At 68.1% G+C, this 16,966-nt stretch carries 15 protein-coding genes; 6 read left to right on the top strand and 9 right to left on the bottom strand.

The features are described from left to right. Window positions 1-16: 16 nt before the first annotated feature. From QRY02_RS34925 to QRY02_RS34905, 5 genes are all read right to left on the bottom strand, one after another. Window positions 17-3,901 (bottom strand): SGNH/GDSL hydrolase family protein, encoded by a 3,885-nt coding sequence (locus QRY02_RS34925; RefSeq protein ID WP_285987051.1) that lies wholly within the window; start codon window positions 3,899-3,901, stop codon window positions 17-19. A 554-nt stretch (window positions 3,902-4,455) separates the two neighbouring features. Next, window positions 4,456-4,887: a hypothetical protein gene (locus QRY02_RS34920; RefSeq protein ID WP_285987050.1), complete on the bottom strand. Its 432-nt coding sequence runs from the start codon at window positions 4,885-4,887 to the stop codon at window positions 4,456-4,458. Further along, window positions 4,884-5,522, bottom strand: coding sequence for an SGNH/GDSL hydrolase family protein (locus QRY02_RS34915; protein ID WP_285987049.1), 639 nt, complete (start codon window positions 5,520-5,522; stop codon window positions 4,884-4,886). The genes QRY02_RS34920 and QRY02_RS34915 overlap by 4 nt, the downstream gene beginning before the upstream one ends. Beyond that, on the bottom strand, window positions 5,516-7,399 hold the full coding sequence (locus tag QRY02_RS34910; protein ID WP_285987048.1) for a golvesin C-terminal-like domain-containing protein: 1,884 nt from the start codon (window positions 7,397-7,399) through the stop codon (window positions 5,516-5,518). Before QRY02_RS34910 ends, QRY02_RS34915 begins: the two co-directional genes overlap by 7 nt. Then, window positions 7,309-8,856: a hypothetical protein gene (locus tag QRY02_RS34905; RefSeq protein ID WP_285987047.1), complete on the bottom strand. Its 1,548-nt coding sequence runs from the start codon at window positions 8,854-8,856 to the stop codon at window positions 7,309-7,311. Before QRY02_RS34905 ends, QRY02_RS34910 begins: the two co-directional genes overlap by 91 nt. Before the next feature lie 421 nt (window positions 8,857-9,277). Here QRY02_RS34905 and QRY02_RS34900 point away from each other — a divergent pair, with 421 nt between their 5' ends. Beyond that, window positions 9,278-9,667: a hypothetical protein gene (locus tag QRY02_RS34900; protein WP_285987046.1), complete on the top strand. Its 390-nt coding sequence runs from the start codon at window positions 9,278-9,280 to the stop codon at window positions 9,665-9,667. 231 nt (window positions 9,668-9,898) lie between these two features. Beyond that, entirely contained in the window at window positions 9,899-10,300 is a 402-nt protein-coding gene (locus QRY02_RS34895) for a hypothetical protein (protein WP_285987045.1), read from the top strand. Between the two features lie 55 nt (window positions 10,301-10,355). Here QRY02_RS34895 and QRY02_RS34890 read toward each other — a convergent pair whose 3' ends face one another. Then, window positions 10,356-12,536: a transglycosylase domain-containing protein gene (locus QRY02_RS34890; RefSeq protein WP_285987044.1), complete on the bottom strand. Its 2,181-nt coding sequence runs from the start codon at window positions 12,534-12,536 to the stop codon at window positions 10,356-10,358. A gap of 344 nt (window positions 12,537-12,880) precedes the next feature. Between QRY02_RS34890 and QRY02_RS34885 the strand changes: the two genes are divergently transcribed. Next, window positions 12,881-13,177, top strand: a complete 297-nt coding sequence (locus tag QRY02_RS34885; protein ID WP_285987043.1) for a WhiB family transcriptional regulator — start codon at window positions 12,881-12,883, stop codon at window positions 13,175-13,177. 45 nt (window positions 13,178-13,222) lie between these two features. Here the strand turns inward: QRY02_RS34885 and bagB are convergent, their stop codons facing one another. Genes bagB through QRY02_RS34870 form a run of 3 tightly spaced genes read right to left on the bottom strand, consistent with a single transcriptional unit; the run spans window position 13,223 to window position 15,606 of the window. Beyond that, window positions 13,223-14,332 carry an ATPase BagB gene (bagB, locus tag QRY02_RS34880; protein ID WP_285987042.1) on the bottom strand — a complete coding sequence of 370 codons (1,110 nt, stop codon included), beginning with the start codon at window positions 14,330-14,332 and terminating at the stop codon, window positions 13,223-13,225. Continuing rightward, window positions 14,329-15,336: an ATPase BagA gene (bagA, locus tag QRY02_RS34875; protein WP_285987041.1), complete on the bottom strand. Its 1,008-nt coding sequence runs from the start codon at window positions 15,334-15,336 to the stop codon at window positions 14,329-14,331. The genes bagB and bagA overlap by 4 nt, the downstream gene beginning before the upstream one ends. 21 nt (window positions 15,337-15,357) lie before the next feature. Further along, window positions 15,358-15,606, bottom strand: coding sequence for a hypothetical protein (locus QRY02_RS34870; RefSeq protein ID WP_285987040.1), 249 nt, complete (start codon window positions 15,604-15,606; stop codon window positions 15,358-15,360). A 101-nt stretch (window positions 15,607-15,707) separates the two neighbouring features. Here QRY02_RS34870 and sp36 point away from each other — a divergent pair, with 101 nt between their 5' ends. Genes sp36 through QRY02_RS34855 form a run of 3 tightly spaced genes read left to right on the top strand, consistent with a single transcriptional unit; the run spans window position 15,708 to window position 16,955 of the window. Then, on the top strand, window positions 15,708-15,869 hold the full coding sequence (gene sp36, locus QRY02_RS34865) for a Sp36 family protein (RefSeq protein WP_003068074.1): 162 nt from the start codon (window positions 15,708-15,710) through the stop codon (window positions 15,867-15,869). Between the two features lie 4 nt (window positions 15,870-15,873). Continuing rightward, window positions 15,874-16,329, top strand: a complete 456-nt coding sequence (locus QRY02_RS34860) for a RidA family protein (protein ID WP_103340129.1) — start codon at window positions 15,874-15,876, stop codon at window positions 16,327-16,329. Beyond that, on the top strand, window positions 16,329-16,955 hold the full coding sequence (locus tag QRY02_RS34855; protein WP_285987039.1) for a hypothetical protein: 627 nt from the start codon (window positions 16,329-16,331) through the stop codon (window positions 16,953-16,955). Before QRY02_RS34860 ends, QRY02_RS34855 begins: the two co-directional genes overlap by 1 nt. The last annotated feature ends 11 nt before the right edge of the window (window positions 16,956-16,966 follow it).

Genomic DNA, 16,966 nt, shown 5'->3' with positions numbered 1-16,966 from the left:
GCATCACTGCCTCAGATTACATTGTCCCGATGACCGCGGTCGCCACTCCGGCATATGTCGCCGCGCCCGCGTTGGTCGGGTGGAAGGACTGCGCCGACAGGATTCCGCTGTCCCCGAAGCGAAGCGAAGTGTCATCGCCCCTCGTCAGGTCGGTTACGACGCCGTGGATCTGCTGGTTGTCCTGCGGAGGAACAGTCGAGCCGTCGTTGCTGCACAGCACCTTTCCGGAGAATGCGGCTCGAGGGTCGGCGAAGGTGACGGAAATGCCGGCTGCGCGTGCGTTGGCAACGGACGACTTGAGCGTGTCGTCGAGCCTGTTGTTCATCGCGACGAGCCAGGGGCCTTCCGTTTTGACGTCGATCCCCGGCACACACTGCCCGTCGTGTTCGAACAGGATCGGATAACCCATCACCAGGATCTTCGCGTTCGGCGCTTTCGACCTCACGACGTCGATGACGCGCCTCAAGTCCGTGCCGATCCGGTCGATGCGTGCCGGCTCGGCGGCCGACAACGGTGCGGTGTCCCCGTCCATGGTCTGGTCCGGACAGGGGAGGGTAGAAGCCCAACTCAACGCGCACTGCTCGAACAGAGCAGTGAACTTCGCGTCGTTGCCGCCGATCGAGAAGGTCACCAAAGACGTGTTGTTGTCCAGGTAGCCCTGGTCCGGCTGCTGCCCCTCCTGGTACTGGCCCGAGCCGCCAGGGAGGAGGTTCGTGGTGGTGGCACCACTGCACGCTGACATGTGGTACTCCAGCGTGGGATCGAGTGAGTCGGCCCGTGAACCCACTGTGCGGTTCGGCGTGCTCGGCAGGACGGCCTGACGCGCCCAGGCGCTCGGGGAGCGGTGGCAGGCGTCACGCAGCCTGTGGTCGTCACCCTGGTTGTCGCGGCCATCGTGGTCGCTCGACCGGTAGTAGTTCCACACCCCGTTGACCGGCGTCCCGCCGGCTCCTTCGCCGGATGCGTACGAGTCACCGAGCGCGACAACCTGGTCCACCGGTTTACCCGGCAGAGGCTGGAAGGCGATCGCGTCCCAGGGAACGTCCCGGACGCCTTCGTTGTTGTCCCAAGAGCCGTCCACTTCGGCATGTGTGAAGTTGTCCAGAGAAACGCTCGGAGTTCCGTTGAAGTTGAACGCGCCGAGTGATTGCCACTGCCCTGGCGCAGGGTTGCGCCCGTTGTCGAGGTAATTGCCTTCGACGATCGACCGGGTCTTCGAGGTGGAGTCGGAGCCGTTCACCGTGTAGAACGCCTGTGGAGTCCGGGCCCGGTGATCCGGGACGTAGACCAGAACCCGGGCCCAGCCGTTGAGTTGACGGTCCAGCGTCCACGTTCCGGTCACCAGGTGCTTGGCGTTGGCCGAATTCCTCCCGTTCCACGCGTGCGCGCTCCACATGTGGCCACCGAAACCGCCGTCCACCTGGTGGAAGTCGATCTTCGACGGGTAGTGGCCCTGGCTGTCGGCGGCGAACTTGAAGGTCAGGGAACCGTGGTTGGTCCAGTCCTTGTTGCAGCCGCGGTAGGTCGTGACGTCGCCGGGGACGTCGTCGATGATCAGCGAGCCGGCCGGCAGTTCCGCCGCGCCGCCGCAGTCGGGCCGGTAGAGCACCTTCGACGCGGCGAGCACTGGTTCGGGGGTGCCCGGTGTGTAGTTCGCGTTGTCCCCGCCGCACGCGGTCGAGCAGGTCGTCCAGCTCACCGAGCTGTGCCACCAGCAGCGCAGGTCGTCGCGCAAGCAGTGGCTTCCGGAATCGTTCGGGTACTGCGACGGTTTGTGGATCTGGGTCATGTCGCACTGCACCGCGGTGCTGCAGAAGGTGCCCAGTGGCGGCCGCTGCGGCACGCCACTGGCCGGCCACAGGGCGGGGCGGTAGGCGGGACTGTAGGTGCCGGCCTTCCAGTCCAGCCGCAGCAGCGGGTGCTTCGCCCAGCCGAGCACGCGCTCCGGATACGCCCAGTGACCGGGGTACTTGGCATCGTCGTAGCTGTCGTCGAGGAAGCCTTGGCGGTCGGCGGGCAAGTCTTCGTTGGCCACGTTGTTGGCCCAGCCGAGGCCGTAGACGCCGGCCACCTCGCCCTGCGCGTGCCAGCCGCTGTTGTACGCCCAGAGCGCGTACCACCAGTTCTCGATCTTGGCCGGATCGCCGTTGTTGACGGTGATCCCCACCTGCTTCATCTGGTTCCACTTGTCGATGAGGATGTTGAGCCCGGCGGCGATGTTGGCTGCGTAGTCGACGGTCAGCGCCACCTGCTGCGTCGGCGTGTACACCGAGGTGCCTTCGCTGACCCGCATGCCGGTCGTCACCTGGGTCGCGCCGTAACCGCAGTCGACGTTGCCGAAGTTCACGCTGTCGACGCCGACGCCCCTGCCGTAGAAGCCGCCCTGGTTGAAGTTGCCGCTTTCGCCGTCGACGGTGTTCATCCCGGCCTGCCACATGTTGGATTCCTGCGCCATCACACCGAGCAGGACCTGGGCGGGCACCTGGCCCCCGCCGGTGAGGGCGTGCAGCGGAAACAGGCCCTGGGGGGTGTACGCAGGCAGCGTCGAGCCGTTCCAGCCGGCCGGCCGTTGGACGTTCAGCTGACCCTTGACCGCGAGGTCGGCCGCCCACTCGCCCATTTCGGGAGTGGCCTGCAGTGACTGGATCTTCGGGTCGTTGCGGGGCACCGCGCACGCACGGTCGGGGTCCGTCGTGGTGGTCGACGGGTCGACGGCGGCCGCGGACTGCCCGGCGGCGGCCGGCGCGCCTATCGCGGGCGAGGCCGCGCGTCCGGCCGACGGCACCAGCGCGTCGGGGTGCACGGAAAACTTCGGCTGCGCGCCGGTTTTCAGCACCTTGGCTTCGATCTTGACCGGCGATGCGTCACCGGGGTGGTCCGGCGCGCCGTCGAGGTTGCTGGCGGAGAGCACGGCCAGCGCACCGGTGGTCGACAGGCTCGCGCCGGCCGGGACGTCGGCGGCCTGCCAGCCGGCGGGCAGCGGCGTGGCGAGCCGGGCCGCGGCCGGGCCCTGCACGACGACGTGGCCGGCGACCTGGCTCAGCCGCACGGAATCCAGTGGCGCCACGGTGATCTTCGTGTCGCCGGCCGGGGTGTAACGGTGGAGTTCGGTGCCCGCCTTCGTGCGGACTTCGTAGCCGACCCCGCCGTCCTTGTCCGCGCTCAGCCGGAACGGTGTGTCGGCGGTGTCGGCGACGCGCCGGAGCTTCCCGTCGGGCCCGACGGCGGCAAGGCCGTCCACCGCGGCGGCCAGTACGCCGTCGCCGAAGGGCACCGCGGAGGTGACCTGCCCGGTCGCGTCGACCTGCCGCAGCACCTTCGCGGTGGGGGCGTCGAGCGTCACCAACCGGGACTTGTAGGTGTTGCCGGCCGTGAGGTTGCTGGTGAAGACGACCTGGTCGCCGGCGCCGCAACCCGGGTTGTAGTAGGCGAGGTTGACCGTGAACGGCAGCTTGCGCACCGCGCCGCTGGTAAGGTCGACGACGGCGGCGAGCCCACCGGCGTGGAACCGCTCCTCGCGGTTCACCGCCTCGCGCGGCGCGTAGACGACGGCGGCGAACCGGCCTGAGCCGGTCACGCAGTCCTGCCCGATCCACTGGCTGGTTTCGGCGCCGGGCTCGGTGAGGGTCGCCGCGGTGCGCCAGGCGTAGCCGTCCTTGGCGTCGGCGACGAGGACGTGGAGGCCGGCAGTGTCGCCCACGGTGGTCACCGCACGGTCGGCGGAGGCGGCCCAGCCGGAACCGAGCACGCCGGCGCGCTGGGCGGGCGGAACCGACGAGGTGGACGGCGGGTCGGCGGGTGGCGGAGCGGGGGCGGCGGACGCGGTGCTCTGCCCGGCCGCGAGGGCGGAGAGCAGGCTGACGGCCGCCGCGAGGGGCTGCCACCGTGGTGACTTGTGCACGGGTCTGCGGACCTTGCGCATGGGCGCGTGCCTTCCTGAATCGCGATGGCGCGGCCATCGCGAAATGAGTCATCGGGTGAAGTCGTCGAATTCCGTGAAACGCCGCGGAAACCGGATCAAGCCGGGCGATGATGGGATATATGTCCGGATTATGAATCCGGCGCGGTCTGCGGCTGAAGCCCGACCTCGAACATGCGTGCGACTCGTGGACGCTGGCGCGGCAGAGTCGTTCACCCCCTCCCCAGGGTCGGTGACCGCGGCGGCCTGGATGACATCGCCGCAGCGTGTGACGCTAACAGGTGGCGAAAGCCATGATCAAGGGCTGATCGGGTGACCGGCCGACCGGCTCGCTGTCGTCTTGGTGGACCCCTGACGTCACTCGATCGGCGGATTGAGAGGGAGTAGCCATGCTTCGTCCGGGAGGAGGGGGCGGTAACCCTGAAATGGGCGTCGGTCATCGAGCCATCGGCTCATTCTCGACCGTCTTTCGCGGTGTTCCCCCGGTGAATCGAGGCTTTGCTGCGCATAATTTCAGTCAAGGCGTCGGCGCCGGATCAGCACGACGGGAGCTCGTGGAGCCGGATGCTGCTGTCGTTTTGAACAGGCAAGGTGATCTCGTACTCGTAGCAGCGATCGGCGGAAAGCGTGCCGAACGCGCCCGACGTGACGGCGTGGACCTCCGCGGTCACCACGATGACCGAGTCGAGCCGGCGGATGCTGCGCACTCCGGCGGTCGACAACGCCATCGCCCGACTGATCCGGGCATCCGTGAAATCGCTTTCGCGTGCCGCGGTGACGAGCCTGCCCACTGCTTCGTGAGCATGCACGTCCGCGGCCTCCGAGGCTCTTTTGAGAGCTCGATCGTTCATGGTGGGCGGTCCGAGCGTGATCCAGAAGAAGACCGCGGCGGCGAGGAGTGTGGCGCCCCCGAGCAGCCAGGTGATCCGGACTGTTCGCGGGCGCTTGCTTTCAGTCGTCTCACTCACGAACCGCGGTATCCGATCGCTGTAAGCTTGTTCTGGAGAACCTGAGTGTACCCGGTTGCTCCGTCACCGGTGGGATGGAAAGACTCGCGGCTGATACACCATTCTGTCAAGGGAATGCAGAACTGTGTCGGTTTGTCTCCCTTGTGGAAATCTCCGTCGCCGTTGGGGTTCAGTGAAACACCGTGGAACCATGGGGTGTTTCCGCACACTCCGTGGTTGTTGAACACCGTGCCGGGATCGGCGGAGGCTATTTTGAGGCCAGGCCCTGGCTTTTTCGCGAGGCTGTCGAGGGTGGCTTGTTGTTTCTGCGCCATGTAGGCGGCCAGGTCACTGAGTGGCTTGGCGTTGCCCGCCTCGATGTCGTGGCTGCCGCAGGCGAGGCCGTCCGTCCGGAAGATGTCCGGGTAGCCCATCAGCACGATCTGGGCGTTCGGCGCCTTGGCCGCGATGGTGGTGAGAACACGCGATGTGTTGGCTTGGGCCTCGTCGATCTTACCGCGGTACTTGTCCATGAACGAAGTCGATCCGCAGTCGCCGAAGACGCTTTTGGTGCACGTTGTGGTCGCGTTGGCAAATGCTCCACCGTCGTTGCCGCCGATGGTCAGGGCGACCAATGTCGTATTGCCGTTCAGCACCCCGGAGTCGACCTGGTCGATCTCCCTGAACTCTTCTTCGCCGGCGTCGTAGTTCTCCGGATGGACCCACGAGCTGGGGATCGATCCCGAGCCGCCGGCGTCGAGGTGCCAGGTCTGCGCGCCTGAACAGGCCACGAATCCCAGTTCGGACTCGGCACCGAACGCATCCTGCGCGGCACCCAGTGTCCTGGTGTTCCCCGGCGGCGCGAGCTGTCGGGACCAAGCGTTCTGGCTTCGGCGGCAGGCCGCCCAATCCGGGTTGCCGTGGTTCTTGTCGGACTCCCGGTAGTAGCCGCCGACGCCCTCGCCGGAGGTGAACGAGTCCCGAGCACAGCGACGATGTTCTTCGGCTTGGCGGGCAAGGGCTGGAAGGCGATCGCGTCCCATGCGACGTCGACGGTGCCTCGGCCCTCGTCGGGCGTGATCGAGCTCAAGGTCACCCGTGGTGTTCCGGCGAAGGGATAGACACCCAGCGAAACCCACTGGTTCTGTTCGCGGCCTTGCGAAATCGTCCGGTGCTCGGTCGCCGCGCCGCTGCCCAGATCGATGTCGTACCTGGCCTGCTGCGTCTCCACGCCGTGATCGGGTAAGTGGACCAGCACCCGTGACCAGCCGTTCAGCGCTTGGTTGAGCGTCCAGGTGCCGCTGAGCTGCAACGCATGGCCGAGCGCGTCGGAGCTGACCGTGTGGGTGAACCAGAAATGGCCACCGTAGCCACTGCCGAGCTGGTGCAGGTCGACCTCCGCCGCCGGACCGCCATAGCTGAAGTCGAAGCTGCCGTTGTTCTGCCGGGCGCACCCGGGCGCCCGGACCGGTGGGACCGAACTGTCGACGTCGTCGACGATCAGCGCGCCACTCGGCAAGCCGGCCAGGCCGCAGTCCGGGGGATAGCTAGTGCCCCCGCTGACCTCCGCCGCGTAATCCGGGTAGTCGAAGCGGACTTTCTCGTTTCCGCACGTGTAGTTGCAGTCGGTCTTCCACGCCACCGAGTCGTGCCACCAGCATTTCAGGTCGTACTGGCCGGCCGAGTTCTTGTGCGCGCACGGGCCGGTGTCGTGTACGGGATCATTGTTGACACCGGGAGCGGTTGGAGTGAACGTACCGCCGGGCACGCAGTTGTCGCGGTCGGTGCAGAACAGCAGTGGCGGCGGCTTGACGAGCGCCTTGTACACCGACGCGGTTCCGGGGTCGCCGGTCGTCGGGTCCGGGTCGGTGCCGTTCCACCACGCCGGTCGGAAGAACGGAACCGAGTGTCCGGGCATGTCGTACCCGCTCGGCGGGTTGGCGGCGAAGCCAAGCACCTTTTCCGGGTACGGCCACAGTTGCGGATGTGCGAAGTCCGCCGGATTCGCCCCGAAGGGGCCGCGATTCTTGTCGTAAGTCGGGTTCGCCGGGTTGTTGCCCCAGCCCAGCCCGAACGCGCCGTTGGGATCCTGGACGTCGGGGTCGGACGGCCGGTGGTAGCCGGAGTTGTAGGCCCAGATGGCCATGAACCAGTTCTCCAGCTTCGTGGGATCGTTGTTGTTCACGGTGAGCCCGAGGTTCTGGAGGTCGTTCCACTTGTTCTCGAGCAGCTGCAGGCCTGCCGCGATGTTCGCGGCGTAGTCGGTTGCGATGGCCTGCTGCTGGATCCAAGGCCGTTCGGTCTCGCCGGGTTTCGGGTGCGACGGCAGCCGCATCCCGTCCGTCATCTGGGAAACCCCGTAGCCGCAGTCGGCCTTGTCCCAGTTGATGGTCCAGTCGTTGCTCGTGTCACCGTAGTAGTTGATGCCGTAGTAGTTGCCGATCAACGGGCTGCTGGTCTCACCGGGCATCGCGTGACGGGCGGCCTGCCAGAGGTTCGATTCCTGTCCCAGGACGCCCAGCAGGAGCTGCACCGGGACAGCCGCTCCCGCTGGAGCCCCTTCAACGGGACCTGCGGGAAGAGCTGTTGCGGGACGTACGCGGCCAAGCCGTTGCTGTTCCAGTTGGCCGGGCGCGTGATGCTCAGGTGTCCCTTGACCGCCATGTCCGCGGCCCATTCCACCTGCCAGGGTGTCGGCTGGTAGACCTGGGTCTTCGGGTCGTTGCGCGGCACCGCGCAGTACCGGCCGTCGTCGACGGGCGAGGATTGCGTGCTGTTCGGCGCGAGTGCCGGCGTCTTGGCCGTTCCCGTCGGTGGCGGCGGTGACGTGGTGCCCGGATCCACGGCGAAGCCGAAATCCTTGCCGGTCCTCAGGCTCTTCGCGGCGATGTGCACCGGCTGGGCGGCTTCGGGGTGCGGGGTGCCCGAGGCTGCGACGTCCGACACGATCGCCTCTCCCCGCGTGGAGATCACGGCGCTCGTCGGTGCCTCCAGCCGGGCGACCGTGCCGGGTAGCGCGCCGACCTGGTCGGGGTGCCCGGTGATGAACACCTTGCCGGTCGCGCTGGCGGCAACGTCCAGTTTGCTGAGCTTCCCGGACGCCAGCACCGCGGCGTCGGGAGTGGCACTCGCCGGGGTCGGGGAAGCCTGGCGGATGCGGGCGGTTTCGCCGTCCGTGTCCATGAAGACGACGTTGTTCCCGGCGTCGACCCGCACGTGGAACGGCACGCCGGCGCTGCGTGAAAGGAGCTTGCGGCTGCCGTCCGGTGCGACGCGAAGCAGTCCGGTCGAACCCGCGACCGCGTAGCCGTCTTCGAGCGGAACCGCGGACGTCAGCTGGCCGGTGAGATCGGTCGGCTTTCCGAGTTGCCCGGTTGCCGTGTCGAACGTCAGCAACCGGGTCTTGCCGAGGTCTTCGCTGCCGGCCTGGGTCAAGGCGGCCTTCTCGCCGGACCCGCAGCCGGGGTTGTAGTAGGCGAGGGTCGTCTGGACCGGCAGCTTGGTGATCGCGCCGGTGTCGAGATCGACCTGCGCGGTGAACGCACCGCGGTCGAAGAGCTGCTGCCGGTTGGTGAAGGTGCGCGGCGCGTAGGCGACGATCGCGCGCTTGCCCGAGGCCGTCACGCAGGCGTTGCCGATCCATTCGTCGGCTTCCAGCCCACGCTCGGAAAGCGTCGCCGCGGTTCGCCAGGTGTACCCGGTCTTGGCGTCGGCGACCAGCAGGTGGAACCCGGTCGAATCGCCGGACGTCGTCCACAGGCGATCGCCGGACTTCTGCCACTCCTTGCCGAGCAATTCGTCGCGCCGGCCGGGAGTGGTGGTGGGCAGCTCGACCGGTGGTGGCTTGGCGGTCGCGTCGGCGGGCGCCGGCGGTGTGCCGTCGGGATCGGGTGCCCCCTGCGCCACCGACCCGATCAGCTCAACGTCATGGTGGTGACAAAGAGGAACTTGGGTCTTCGGAATCGACGTATTTCTGCTCCACAGAGGCATTAATTTGGTGCAACTGAGGAAATAAGGTGCGTTCCAGCTCTGGATTCAGAGTTTGGGAAAGGTGGATCGTGCGCCGCTGGCGTCGGCGGGCGCCGCGGCTCACTCCCCCTCCCCAGGGTGGCGGCGGCGCTTGGACCCGCAGGACATCTCTGCAGGTCATGGCAGTAAACACCAAGTAAGCGTTGGTGATCAATGGGCCGGAAGGGTGGTCCGCGGTCACGGATCACGGCGTGTCGCCGCGGGCTTGTCTTCACTCGAACGGGCGATTGATCAAGAGTTGTGGAGCGTGGGTAACTTCTGCCGGGGAGGAATGGTGCCGGTGGCCGAAATCAGGCGGAAGGCCGCGCCAAATCACCCTGTATGTCCGTTTCATTCGGCAAGTCGCGGCTTCGGGCTCGTGAATCAGGGGAGAATGGTCTGAATGGCGAACTTCGTGCGTCCATTGGCGGGTATCGGCGCCTCGATGGTGCTGATGGCCGCCACGACGGGTGTTGCGGTGGCATCGGAGAGCTCCAGCTCCGGTGTAGGCGTTTACACATGCGGCTTCCAGGCCGCGCCGTGGTGTGCGCTGGCGCTGACGAACGTCAACCAGCGAGCTCAGCCGACCTCGAAGTCGGCGTACATCGCCACCATTTCGAAGGGGGATGCCTTCGAGCTCTGGTGCTATTCGGAAGGCGAGACGATCAACGGCGACAACATCTGGTACTACGGATCGCCCAACGTCGAACCGCCGTACCGGCCGGAGGGCTGGGTGACCGGGTACTGGCTGGACGGCGGGCACGACCCCGCCCCGCAGATCAGGCACTGCTGAGCGGCTTGAGGTTCGCCGCGAGGGGTGGTCATGCGAAAAACCGAAGCCCGACGGAAAGCGCTTACACGGGTGGCTTCCGGTCGGCGCCGTGGTCTGCGCCGGGGCTGACGAACGGCAACGAGCGGGCTCAGCCGACCTCTCCGAATCGGCGTATCTCACCACCGTCGGCAAGGTGGACGCCGTCGGACTCCGGTGCCGGCCGGCTCAGGAATCCGTCATGGAAAGGAAAACATGCGTAAGGTCAAGCAAGTTCTTGGGGTATTGACGGCGGCGGCTACCGCCCTCCTGGTGGGCTCGGATGGGGTCGCGATGGCCTCGACCGATTCGGTGGAGAGCGTTTACTCGTGTCCCGACTGGGTGCGAGGGTATCCAAATTGCGCGGACACGCTCACGGCGGTCAATTTGCGAACCGGTGCGAGTTCGAAAAGCGGATACATCATGACCGTTCCAAAAGACTACCCTTTCTCGCTCGGCTGCTGGGCGAACGGTGAGTCGATCAATGGTGACGACGTCTGGTATTACGGTAGTTACTTTCGTATCGAGAACGGTGCGCCTGCCTGGACGGATGGTTGGCTGACCGGCTACTGGCTGGCCACCGGGCACGATCCGGCGCCGGGGATCGCGCACTGCTGATCCGGACGACCGGGCGAGCCGAGGCAGAAAAACCTTGGCTCGCCCGGTTTCCGGGCTACCGGGCCCCGCCGCCCATGTACTGCGGGTCCGGCTGCGGCAGCGGCGCTTCCGGCTGGCCGTCCAGGATCTTCGACACCGCACCGAACCAGGTCCTCGCCGGGGCGTGCCCACCGAAGATGTTGCCGTCGCGGCCGCCGGGACACAGGCTGACCTTGCCGGGGCCGGCGTCGCAGATACCGCCCTTGCCGCCGCCGAACTTGAACGTCATCGCCGCGCCTGCCAGCTGGGGTGTGCCACCGACGAACGCCGCCGACACGTTGGCCTGCGTCGTACCCGTCTTGCCGACCATCGGCCGGTTCCAGCCGACGTCACCGGCCGCCTTGGCCGAGGTGCCGCCCGGCTGGTCGTCCTTGCTCATCCCGACCGCCAGGGTGTTCGCCAGGCCTTCGGGCACCGCCTGCTCGCACGGCGCTTCCTTGATGGGCACCGCCTGCCCGTTGCGGTCGGTCACGCCGACGATCGGTGTCGGTGGGCACCACACGCCGCCGGAGAGGATCGTCGCGGCGACGTTGCCCATCTCGAGGCCGCTCACCGGGCTGAACCCGAGCGTGAACGCGCCATATCCCGGGTTGTTACCGGTGGGACCGTACTCCTCTGCCTGGCTCTTGTTCTTCCCCTTGACGTTCCGGTCGACCTGGCCGCCGCCGGTGTTGCTGGCCATCGTGTCGCGCAGACCGAGCCGCTTGGCCATGTCGATGGCCGGACCGGTGCCGCCGAGCTGGTCCTCGAGTGCCACGAACGTGGTGTTCGGTGACGTCGCCAGGGCCGTCTGGAGCGTCGCGTTGGCACCCACCCGGCTGTAGTCCCCGGCGTTCCCGACGCAGTACCAGTAGGAGTTGGGCTTCCCGGTCGGGGTGGTGCTGCACCCGCTCTTGGCGGTCCAGAAGACGTGCGACGTGTAGGAGTCCGGCATGTCCACCGGCGAATAGATCCCCGCGATCTTCTTGTCGAGGGCCGCCGCCGAGGTGAAGATCTTGAACGTCGACCCGGCACCACCGGTGTTGTAGACACCCGCGGGCAGCGTGTACGTCGTCTGGCCCGCGTCCTGGTTCTGGCCGTAGTCGCGGTTCGCCGCCAGCGCCACCACTTCGTGGCGGTCCTTGCCCGGCTTGATCAGCGACAACGTGTTCGCGATGTACGGCTGCGTCTTGTTGACCTGCGCCTCCGCCGAGACCTTCGCCTCGTGGTTGGCGCGCTCGTCCAGCGTGCTCTTGATCGTGTAGCCGCCGGTGTAGAGCTGGTCCTTGGTCATCCCGCCGGCCTTGAGGAGGTAGTCCTCGACGTACTGGCAGAAGAACCCGGACTCCGGGCCCGCGCCGATGCAGTTGGCCGGCGGCTTCTTCGGGCTGTCCGGGACCACGCCCAGCGGCTCGGCCTTGAAGCGGTCCGCGTCGGCCTTCGCCAGCTTCTTGTTGTCCACCATCCGGTCGAGCACCAGGTTGCGGCGCGCGGTGGCCTTGTCCGGGTGGTTCCACGGGTCGTTGTTGATCGGGTTGTTCACCAGGCCGGCCAGCAGCGCGGCCTGCGGCACGGTGAGCTTCTCCGGGACCGTGTCGAAGTACGCGTGCGCCGCCGCGCCGATGCCGAAGATCTGCCGGGAGAACTCGACGATGTTGAGGTAGTTGGCGAGGATCTGCTGCTTGGTCAGCTTCGTCTCGAGGTTGATCGCGATCCGCGCTTCCTTGAGCTTGCGGGAGATCGACTGCTCCTGGGCCTTCTTCTGCCCGATCGGGTCGTTCCGGTAGACGACGTTGATCAGGTAGTTCTTGGTGAGCTGCTGGGTCAGCGACGAGGCGCCTTGGGTGTCGGCGCCGGTGCTGTTGCTGACGGCCGCGCGCAGCGTGCCCTGCCAGTCGACGCCGTGGTGCTCGTAGAACCGCTTGTCCTCGACCGAGACCAGGGCCCACTTCATGGCCTCGTTGATCTGGTTCTCGGTGATCGGCAGCCGGTACTGGTTGTACAGGGTCGCGATCGGCTTGCCGGTGCTGTCGGTGACCGTCGTCACCAGCGGCGGCGGGATGTCCGCGAGATCGGAGGAGGTCTTCTCCACCGTCTCGCTCGCCTGGTTGGACATGACACCGGCGGCCCCCACGACCGGGAAGAGCATGCCGGCGACCAGCACCCCCGCGAGCAGGCAGAGGCCGATGAGCTTGAACAAACCATCCGCTTTTCGCACGAGGGCCAGGCTACCCGGAGTGAGTCAGGCGGCGGTGACGCCGTGTCCCGGGCGGTGTGAAATCAGTGACAAAACAGACCCCCTTCGGTGACAACTGGTAACGGAAGGCATTCTGGGTCTCGACGGGGGGAACCGAGGGCCCCTACAGTCCGTCAACGTCTCACGAAGACAAGCCGACGGATGGATCAACGCGAGTGGGAGCTCGCCTGGTCCGAACGGCGGCACCGGCACCGGGGAGGTGCCCGGGTAACCGACGTGAGCTGAGGGAGACACGCTCGCGGGGGCAAGGAGCGCAGTGCCTTTCCCCGCTGGTGCGTCGATCACCAGGGTAGGGAGCTGGGGGTATGGAAACCAACCAGTCGAGCTGGCGAATCAACGCGTCCTGCCGGGACGCCGATCCGGACGGCCTGTTCGTCCGGGGTGCGGAGCAGAACCGCGCGAAAGCGGTCTGCATGGGCTGCCCGGTCCGCACGGAATGCCTCGCCGAAGCGCTCGACGGCCGGATCAACTTCGGCGTTTGGGGCGGCATGACCGAACGGGAGCGGCGAGCGCTGCTGCGCCGCCGTCCCGACGTGGTGAGCTGGGCTGACCTGCTCGAAGCGGCCAAGCGCGACGCGAAGGAACGCGTCGAGGTCGGCTGACCGGCCACGGGCGGCGCGGTCCTGCTGCCGCGCCGCCCGTACCGCTCAGCCCGCGAGCTTCACGCCGATGTCGCGCAGGCCGTCGAGGTCGTGCACGTCGCCGGCCAGTGCCGGCACCTTCGCCAGCGCCACCTCCGGGTGGGCCCGGGTGAACCGCGCCAGCAGCCGTTCCTCGCGCGCCGCCAGCTCGACGCGGTCGGCGTGCAGCCGCAGCACCGCCTCGGCCAAGGGGGCGCTCTGCAGCGTCTCGGCCGCCGCCAGTGCCTCCCCGCGGGACAGCTTCGCGAGCACCGGGTGCGTCCGGTTCGCGATCAGCCCGCCCAGCGGCATCGACTCGGCCGACAGCCGCTCCACGAAGTAGGACGCCTCCCGCAGCGCGTCCGGCTCCGGTGCGGCCACGACCAGGAACGACGTCCCGGACGAGCGCAGCAGCTCCGCGGTCTTGCGGGCGCGCTCGCGGAAGCCGCCGAACATGCTGTCGAAGGCCTGCATGAACGCCGACGCGTCGGTCAGCAGCTGGCCGCCGATGATCGTCGACACCGCCTTGGCGAACATCGAGAACCCGGCGTTGACCACCTTGCGCAGGCCCCAGCCGCCGGCCTTCGCCGGGGCGGTGAGCAGCCGGATCATCCGGCCGTCCAAGGCGGAGGAAAGCCGCGTCGGCGCGTCCAGGAAGTCCAGCGCGGACCGGCTCGGCGGGGTGTCCACGATGATCAGGTCCCACTCGCCGGTGGCGGCGAGCTGGCCCAGCTTCTCCATCGCCATGTACTCCTGCGTGCCGGAGAACGACGTGGAAATCGTCTGGTAGAAGGGGTTCTGGAGCAGCTGCTCGGCGCGCTCGGGGCCGGCGTGCACGCGCACCATGTCGTCGAACGTGCGGCGCATGTCGAGCATCATCGCCCAGAGCTCGCCCTTCGGCTCGAACCCCTCGACCTGCACCTGCCGCGGGTGGTTGCCGAGTTCGCGCAGGCCGAGCGCCTGGGCCAGCCGGCGCGCGGGGTCGATCGTCAGCACCACGGTCTGGCGGCCGCGCTCGGCCGCGCGCAGGGCCAGCGCCGCGGCCGTGGTCGTCTTGCCGACACCGCCGGAGCCGCAGCAGACGATCACGCGGCTTTCCGGGGCGTCGAGCAGCGCGTCGATGTCGATGGTGGTCACAACCGCACCCCCTGGTCGGTCAGGGCTTCGGCCAGGTCGTAGAGGGCCGCGACGTCGACGCCCTCGGTCAGGTCCGGCAGTTCCAGTGTCGGCAGGTCGGCCTCGGCGAGCTGCTCGCGGGCCCGCTGCTCGGCGGCGACCCGCACGGCGTGCTCGACGGTCTCGTCGACCAGCGCGTCCAGGGTCTCCTGCGGCAGCTTCAGCCCGGCCGAGGCGAGCCCGGTGCGGACGCGGGAGGCGTCGACGCGGCCGTCGGCGGCGGCGGTCACCGAACGGGCGGGCAGCCGCGGCGGCCGGACCCGGTTGACCAGCACCGCGCCTGGGCGCAGGTCGGCGCCGTCCAGCTCGGCCACAGCCTCGACGGTTTCGCGCACCGGCATCTCCTCCAGCAGCGTGGCCAGGTGCACGGCGGTCTCCCCGGAGTGCAGCAGGCGGACGACACCGTCGGCCTGGCCGCGGATCGGGCCGGTCTTCGCGAGGTCGGTCAGCGCCTTGGTGACGTCGAGGAACTTGACGACCCGGCCGGTCGGCGGCGAGTCGACGACGACGGCGTCGTAGGTGTGCCGCCCGTCGGACTCGGTCCGGCCGACGCACTCCTTGATCTTCCCGGTGAGCAGGACGTCACGCAGGCCCGGCGCGAGCGTGGTCGCGAACTCGATCGCGCCCATCCGCCGCAGCGTCCGGCCGGCGAAGCCCAGGTTGTAGAACATCTCGAAGTACTCGAGCAGCGCGGCTTCGACGTCGATGTGCAGCGCGCGCAGCTCGCCACCGCCGGGAACGGACGCGATGCGCTGCTCGGCGTAGGGCAGCGGCTCGGTGTCGAAGAGCTGGGCGATGCCCTGCCGGCCTTCGACCTCGATGAGCAGCACGCGACGGCCTTCGCGGGCGAGCGCGAGGCCGAGCGCGGCGGCCAGCGTCGTCTTGCCGGTCCCGCCCTTGCCGGTGACGAAGTGCAGCCGGGCGCGGGCAAGCTCGTCGGTCCAGCCGGCATGGGAAATGGTCACTTCTTCACCCTAATTCAGCGCTCAGCCGGCCAGCAGCATGACGCTGACCGCAGCGGCGACGCCCGCGACGAGCACCCAGCTCAGGAGGCCGGGCAGCACGGTGAGGGTGAGCACGCCCACCACGACGAGCAGGGTGAACGTGATCACCCCGGAGACGGCGACCTGCCCGGAGCTCCGCGTCCGGTCGCGCACTTTCGCCATCACGACGAGCACCAGCGGCAGCCCGGCCGCCGCGAGCAGTGCCGTCGCGATCACCCGCCACGTTTCCACGCGCCCACGCTAGCGTGAGATGAACCACACCCCGGCGCGTCGCATCCCGTTTTCCGGCGGTGGCCCCGGGTGCGCTTGCCCGCTTGGCTACGCTCGCGGCTATGAGCGCCACCAAGTGGGAGTACGCCACCGTCCCTCTGCTGATCCACGCCACGAAGCAGATCCTCGACCAGTGGGGCGAGGACGGCTGGGAGCTGGTCACCGTGCTGCCGAACCCGAGCGGCGAGCAGCACGTCGCCTACCTGAAGCGTCCGAAGGGCTGACCCGGTGACCTGGAGCGAACGGCTGAAGGAGCTCGGCATCGAGCTGCCCGGCGTCGCGGCCCCGCTGGCCGCGTACGTGCCCGCCGTCCAGAGCGGGAAGCACGTCTACACCTCCGGCCAGCTGCCCTTCGTCGACGGCGTGCTCGCAGCGACCGGCAAGGTCGGCGCGGAGATCAGCCCCGAAGAGGCGAAGGGCCACGCCCGCACCTCGGCGCTCAACGCGCTCGCGGCCGTGCACGCGCTGGTCGGCATTGACAACGTCGCGCGGATCGTCAAGGTTGTCGGCTTCGTGGCTTCCGCGGAGGGCTTCACCGGTCAGCCGGCGGTCGTCAACGGCGCGTCCGAACTGCTCGGCGAGGTGTTCGGCGACGCGGGCATCCACGCCCGCTCCGCCGTCGGTGTCGCGGAGCTGCCCATCGGCTCGCCGGTGGAGGTCGAACTGATCGTGGAGGTGCAGTGATGGACCCGGACATCGAGCAGTCCACCCACGAGCTGCTGATCCGGCTGGCCGGGCGGCTGCCCGACCAGCTGCTGTGGCGGTTCCGCGACTGGCTCGGCGAGGGTGCCATGGGCACCCTCGCCCGGACCCTGCCGAGGTCTTTGCTTAAGCACAGGATTGACCTCGACCAGACGGAGTACCGCCTGCTCGTGGCCGGGCTCATCCCGCACGGCGCCGACTGGCACCAGGTCAGTTCGACGCTGGGGGTAGACGACGTCTCCGAGAACCGGTACACATTCACGTCGAGTGCGCCCGAATGGGTTAACTCGGTCGACTCCGTGTCCGTTCTGATCCACGCAACGTTGCGGGGTCGCCCGGACGTGGGGGAAGTGCGGCAGAGCTGGCGACACGTCGGTGTGGTCGGGCAGGGGACCGCCAAGCGCGTCCTGCTCATCACCGCGCAGGCAGGGCTGCCGAGGCTGACCGGCGAACTGCAGCGGGTGCTGCGCGTTCTGGGCGACGAAGAGCCCAGCGTCGAGGTCATCCCGCCGCGCTTCGACCTGCCGGGTTACCACCGGGCCGCGCTGGCCGACTCAGAGCTGGTCTGCGTGGGCGCGGTGACGGGGACCCGGCTAGTAGCCGCATAACGCTCGCCCGC

Origin of the sequence: Amycolatopsis sp. DG1A-15b, assembly GCF_030285645.1 — a bacterium.
In the GTDB taxonomy this organism is placed as follows: Bacteria; Actinomycetota; Actinomycetes; order Mycobacteriales; family Pseudonocardiaceae; genus Amycolatopsis.
This window is presented reverse-complemented; position numbering and strand designations above follow the sequence as displayed.

Coding starts and splice junctions, on each gene's coding strand:
- QRY02_RS34905 (WP_285987047.1), bottom strand. CDS start 8,856: ATGCCTCTGTGGAGCAGAAATACGTCGATTCCGAAGACCCAAGTTCCT.
- QRY02_RS34900 (WP_285987046.1), top strand. CDS start 9,278: ATGGCGAACTTCGTGCGTCCATTGGCGGGTATCGGCGCCTCGATGGTG.
- QRY02_RS34895 (WP_285987045.1), top strand. CDS start 9,899: ATGCGTAAGGTCAAGCAAGTTCTTGGGGTATTGACGGCGGCGGCTACC.
- QRY02_RS34885 (WP_285987043.1), top strand. CDS start 12,881: ATGGAAACCAACCAGTCGAGCTGGCGAATCAACGCGTCCTGCCGGGAC.
- sp36 (WP_003068074.1), top strand. CDS start 15,708: ATGAGCGCCACCAAGTGGGAGTACGCCACCGTCCCTCTGCTGATCCAC.
- QRY02_RS34855 (WP_285987039.1), top strand. CDS start 16,329: ATGGACCCGGACATCGAGCAGTCCACCCACGAGCTGCTGATCCGGCTG.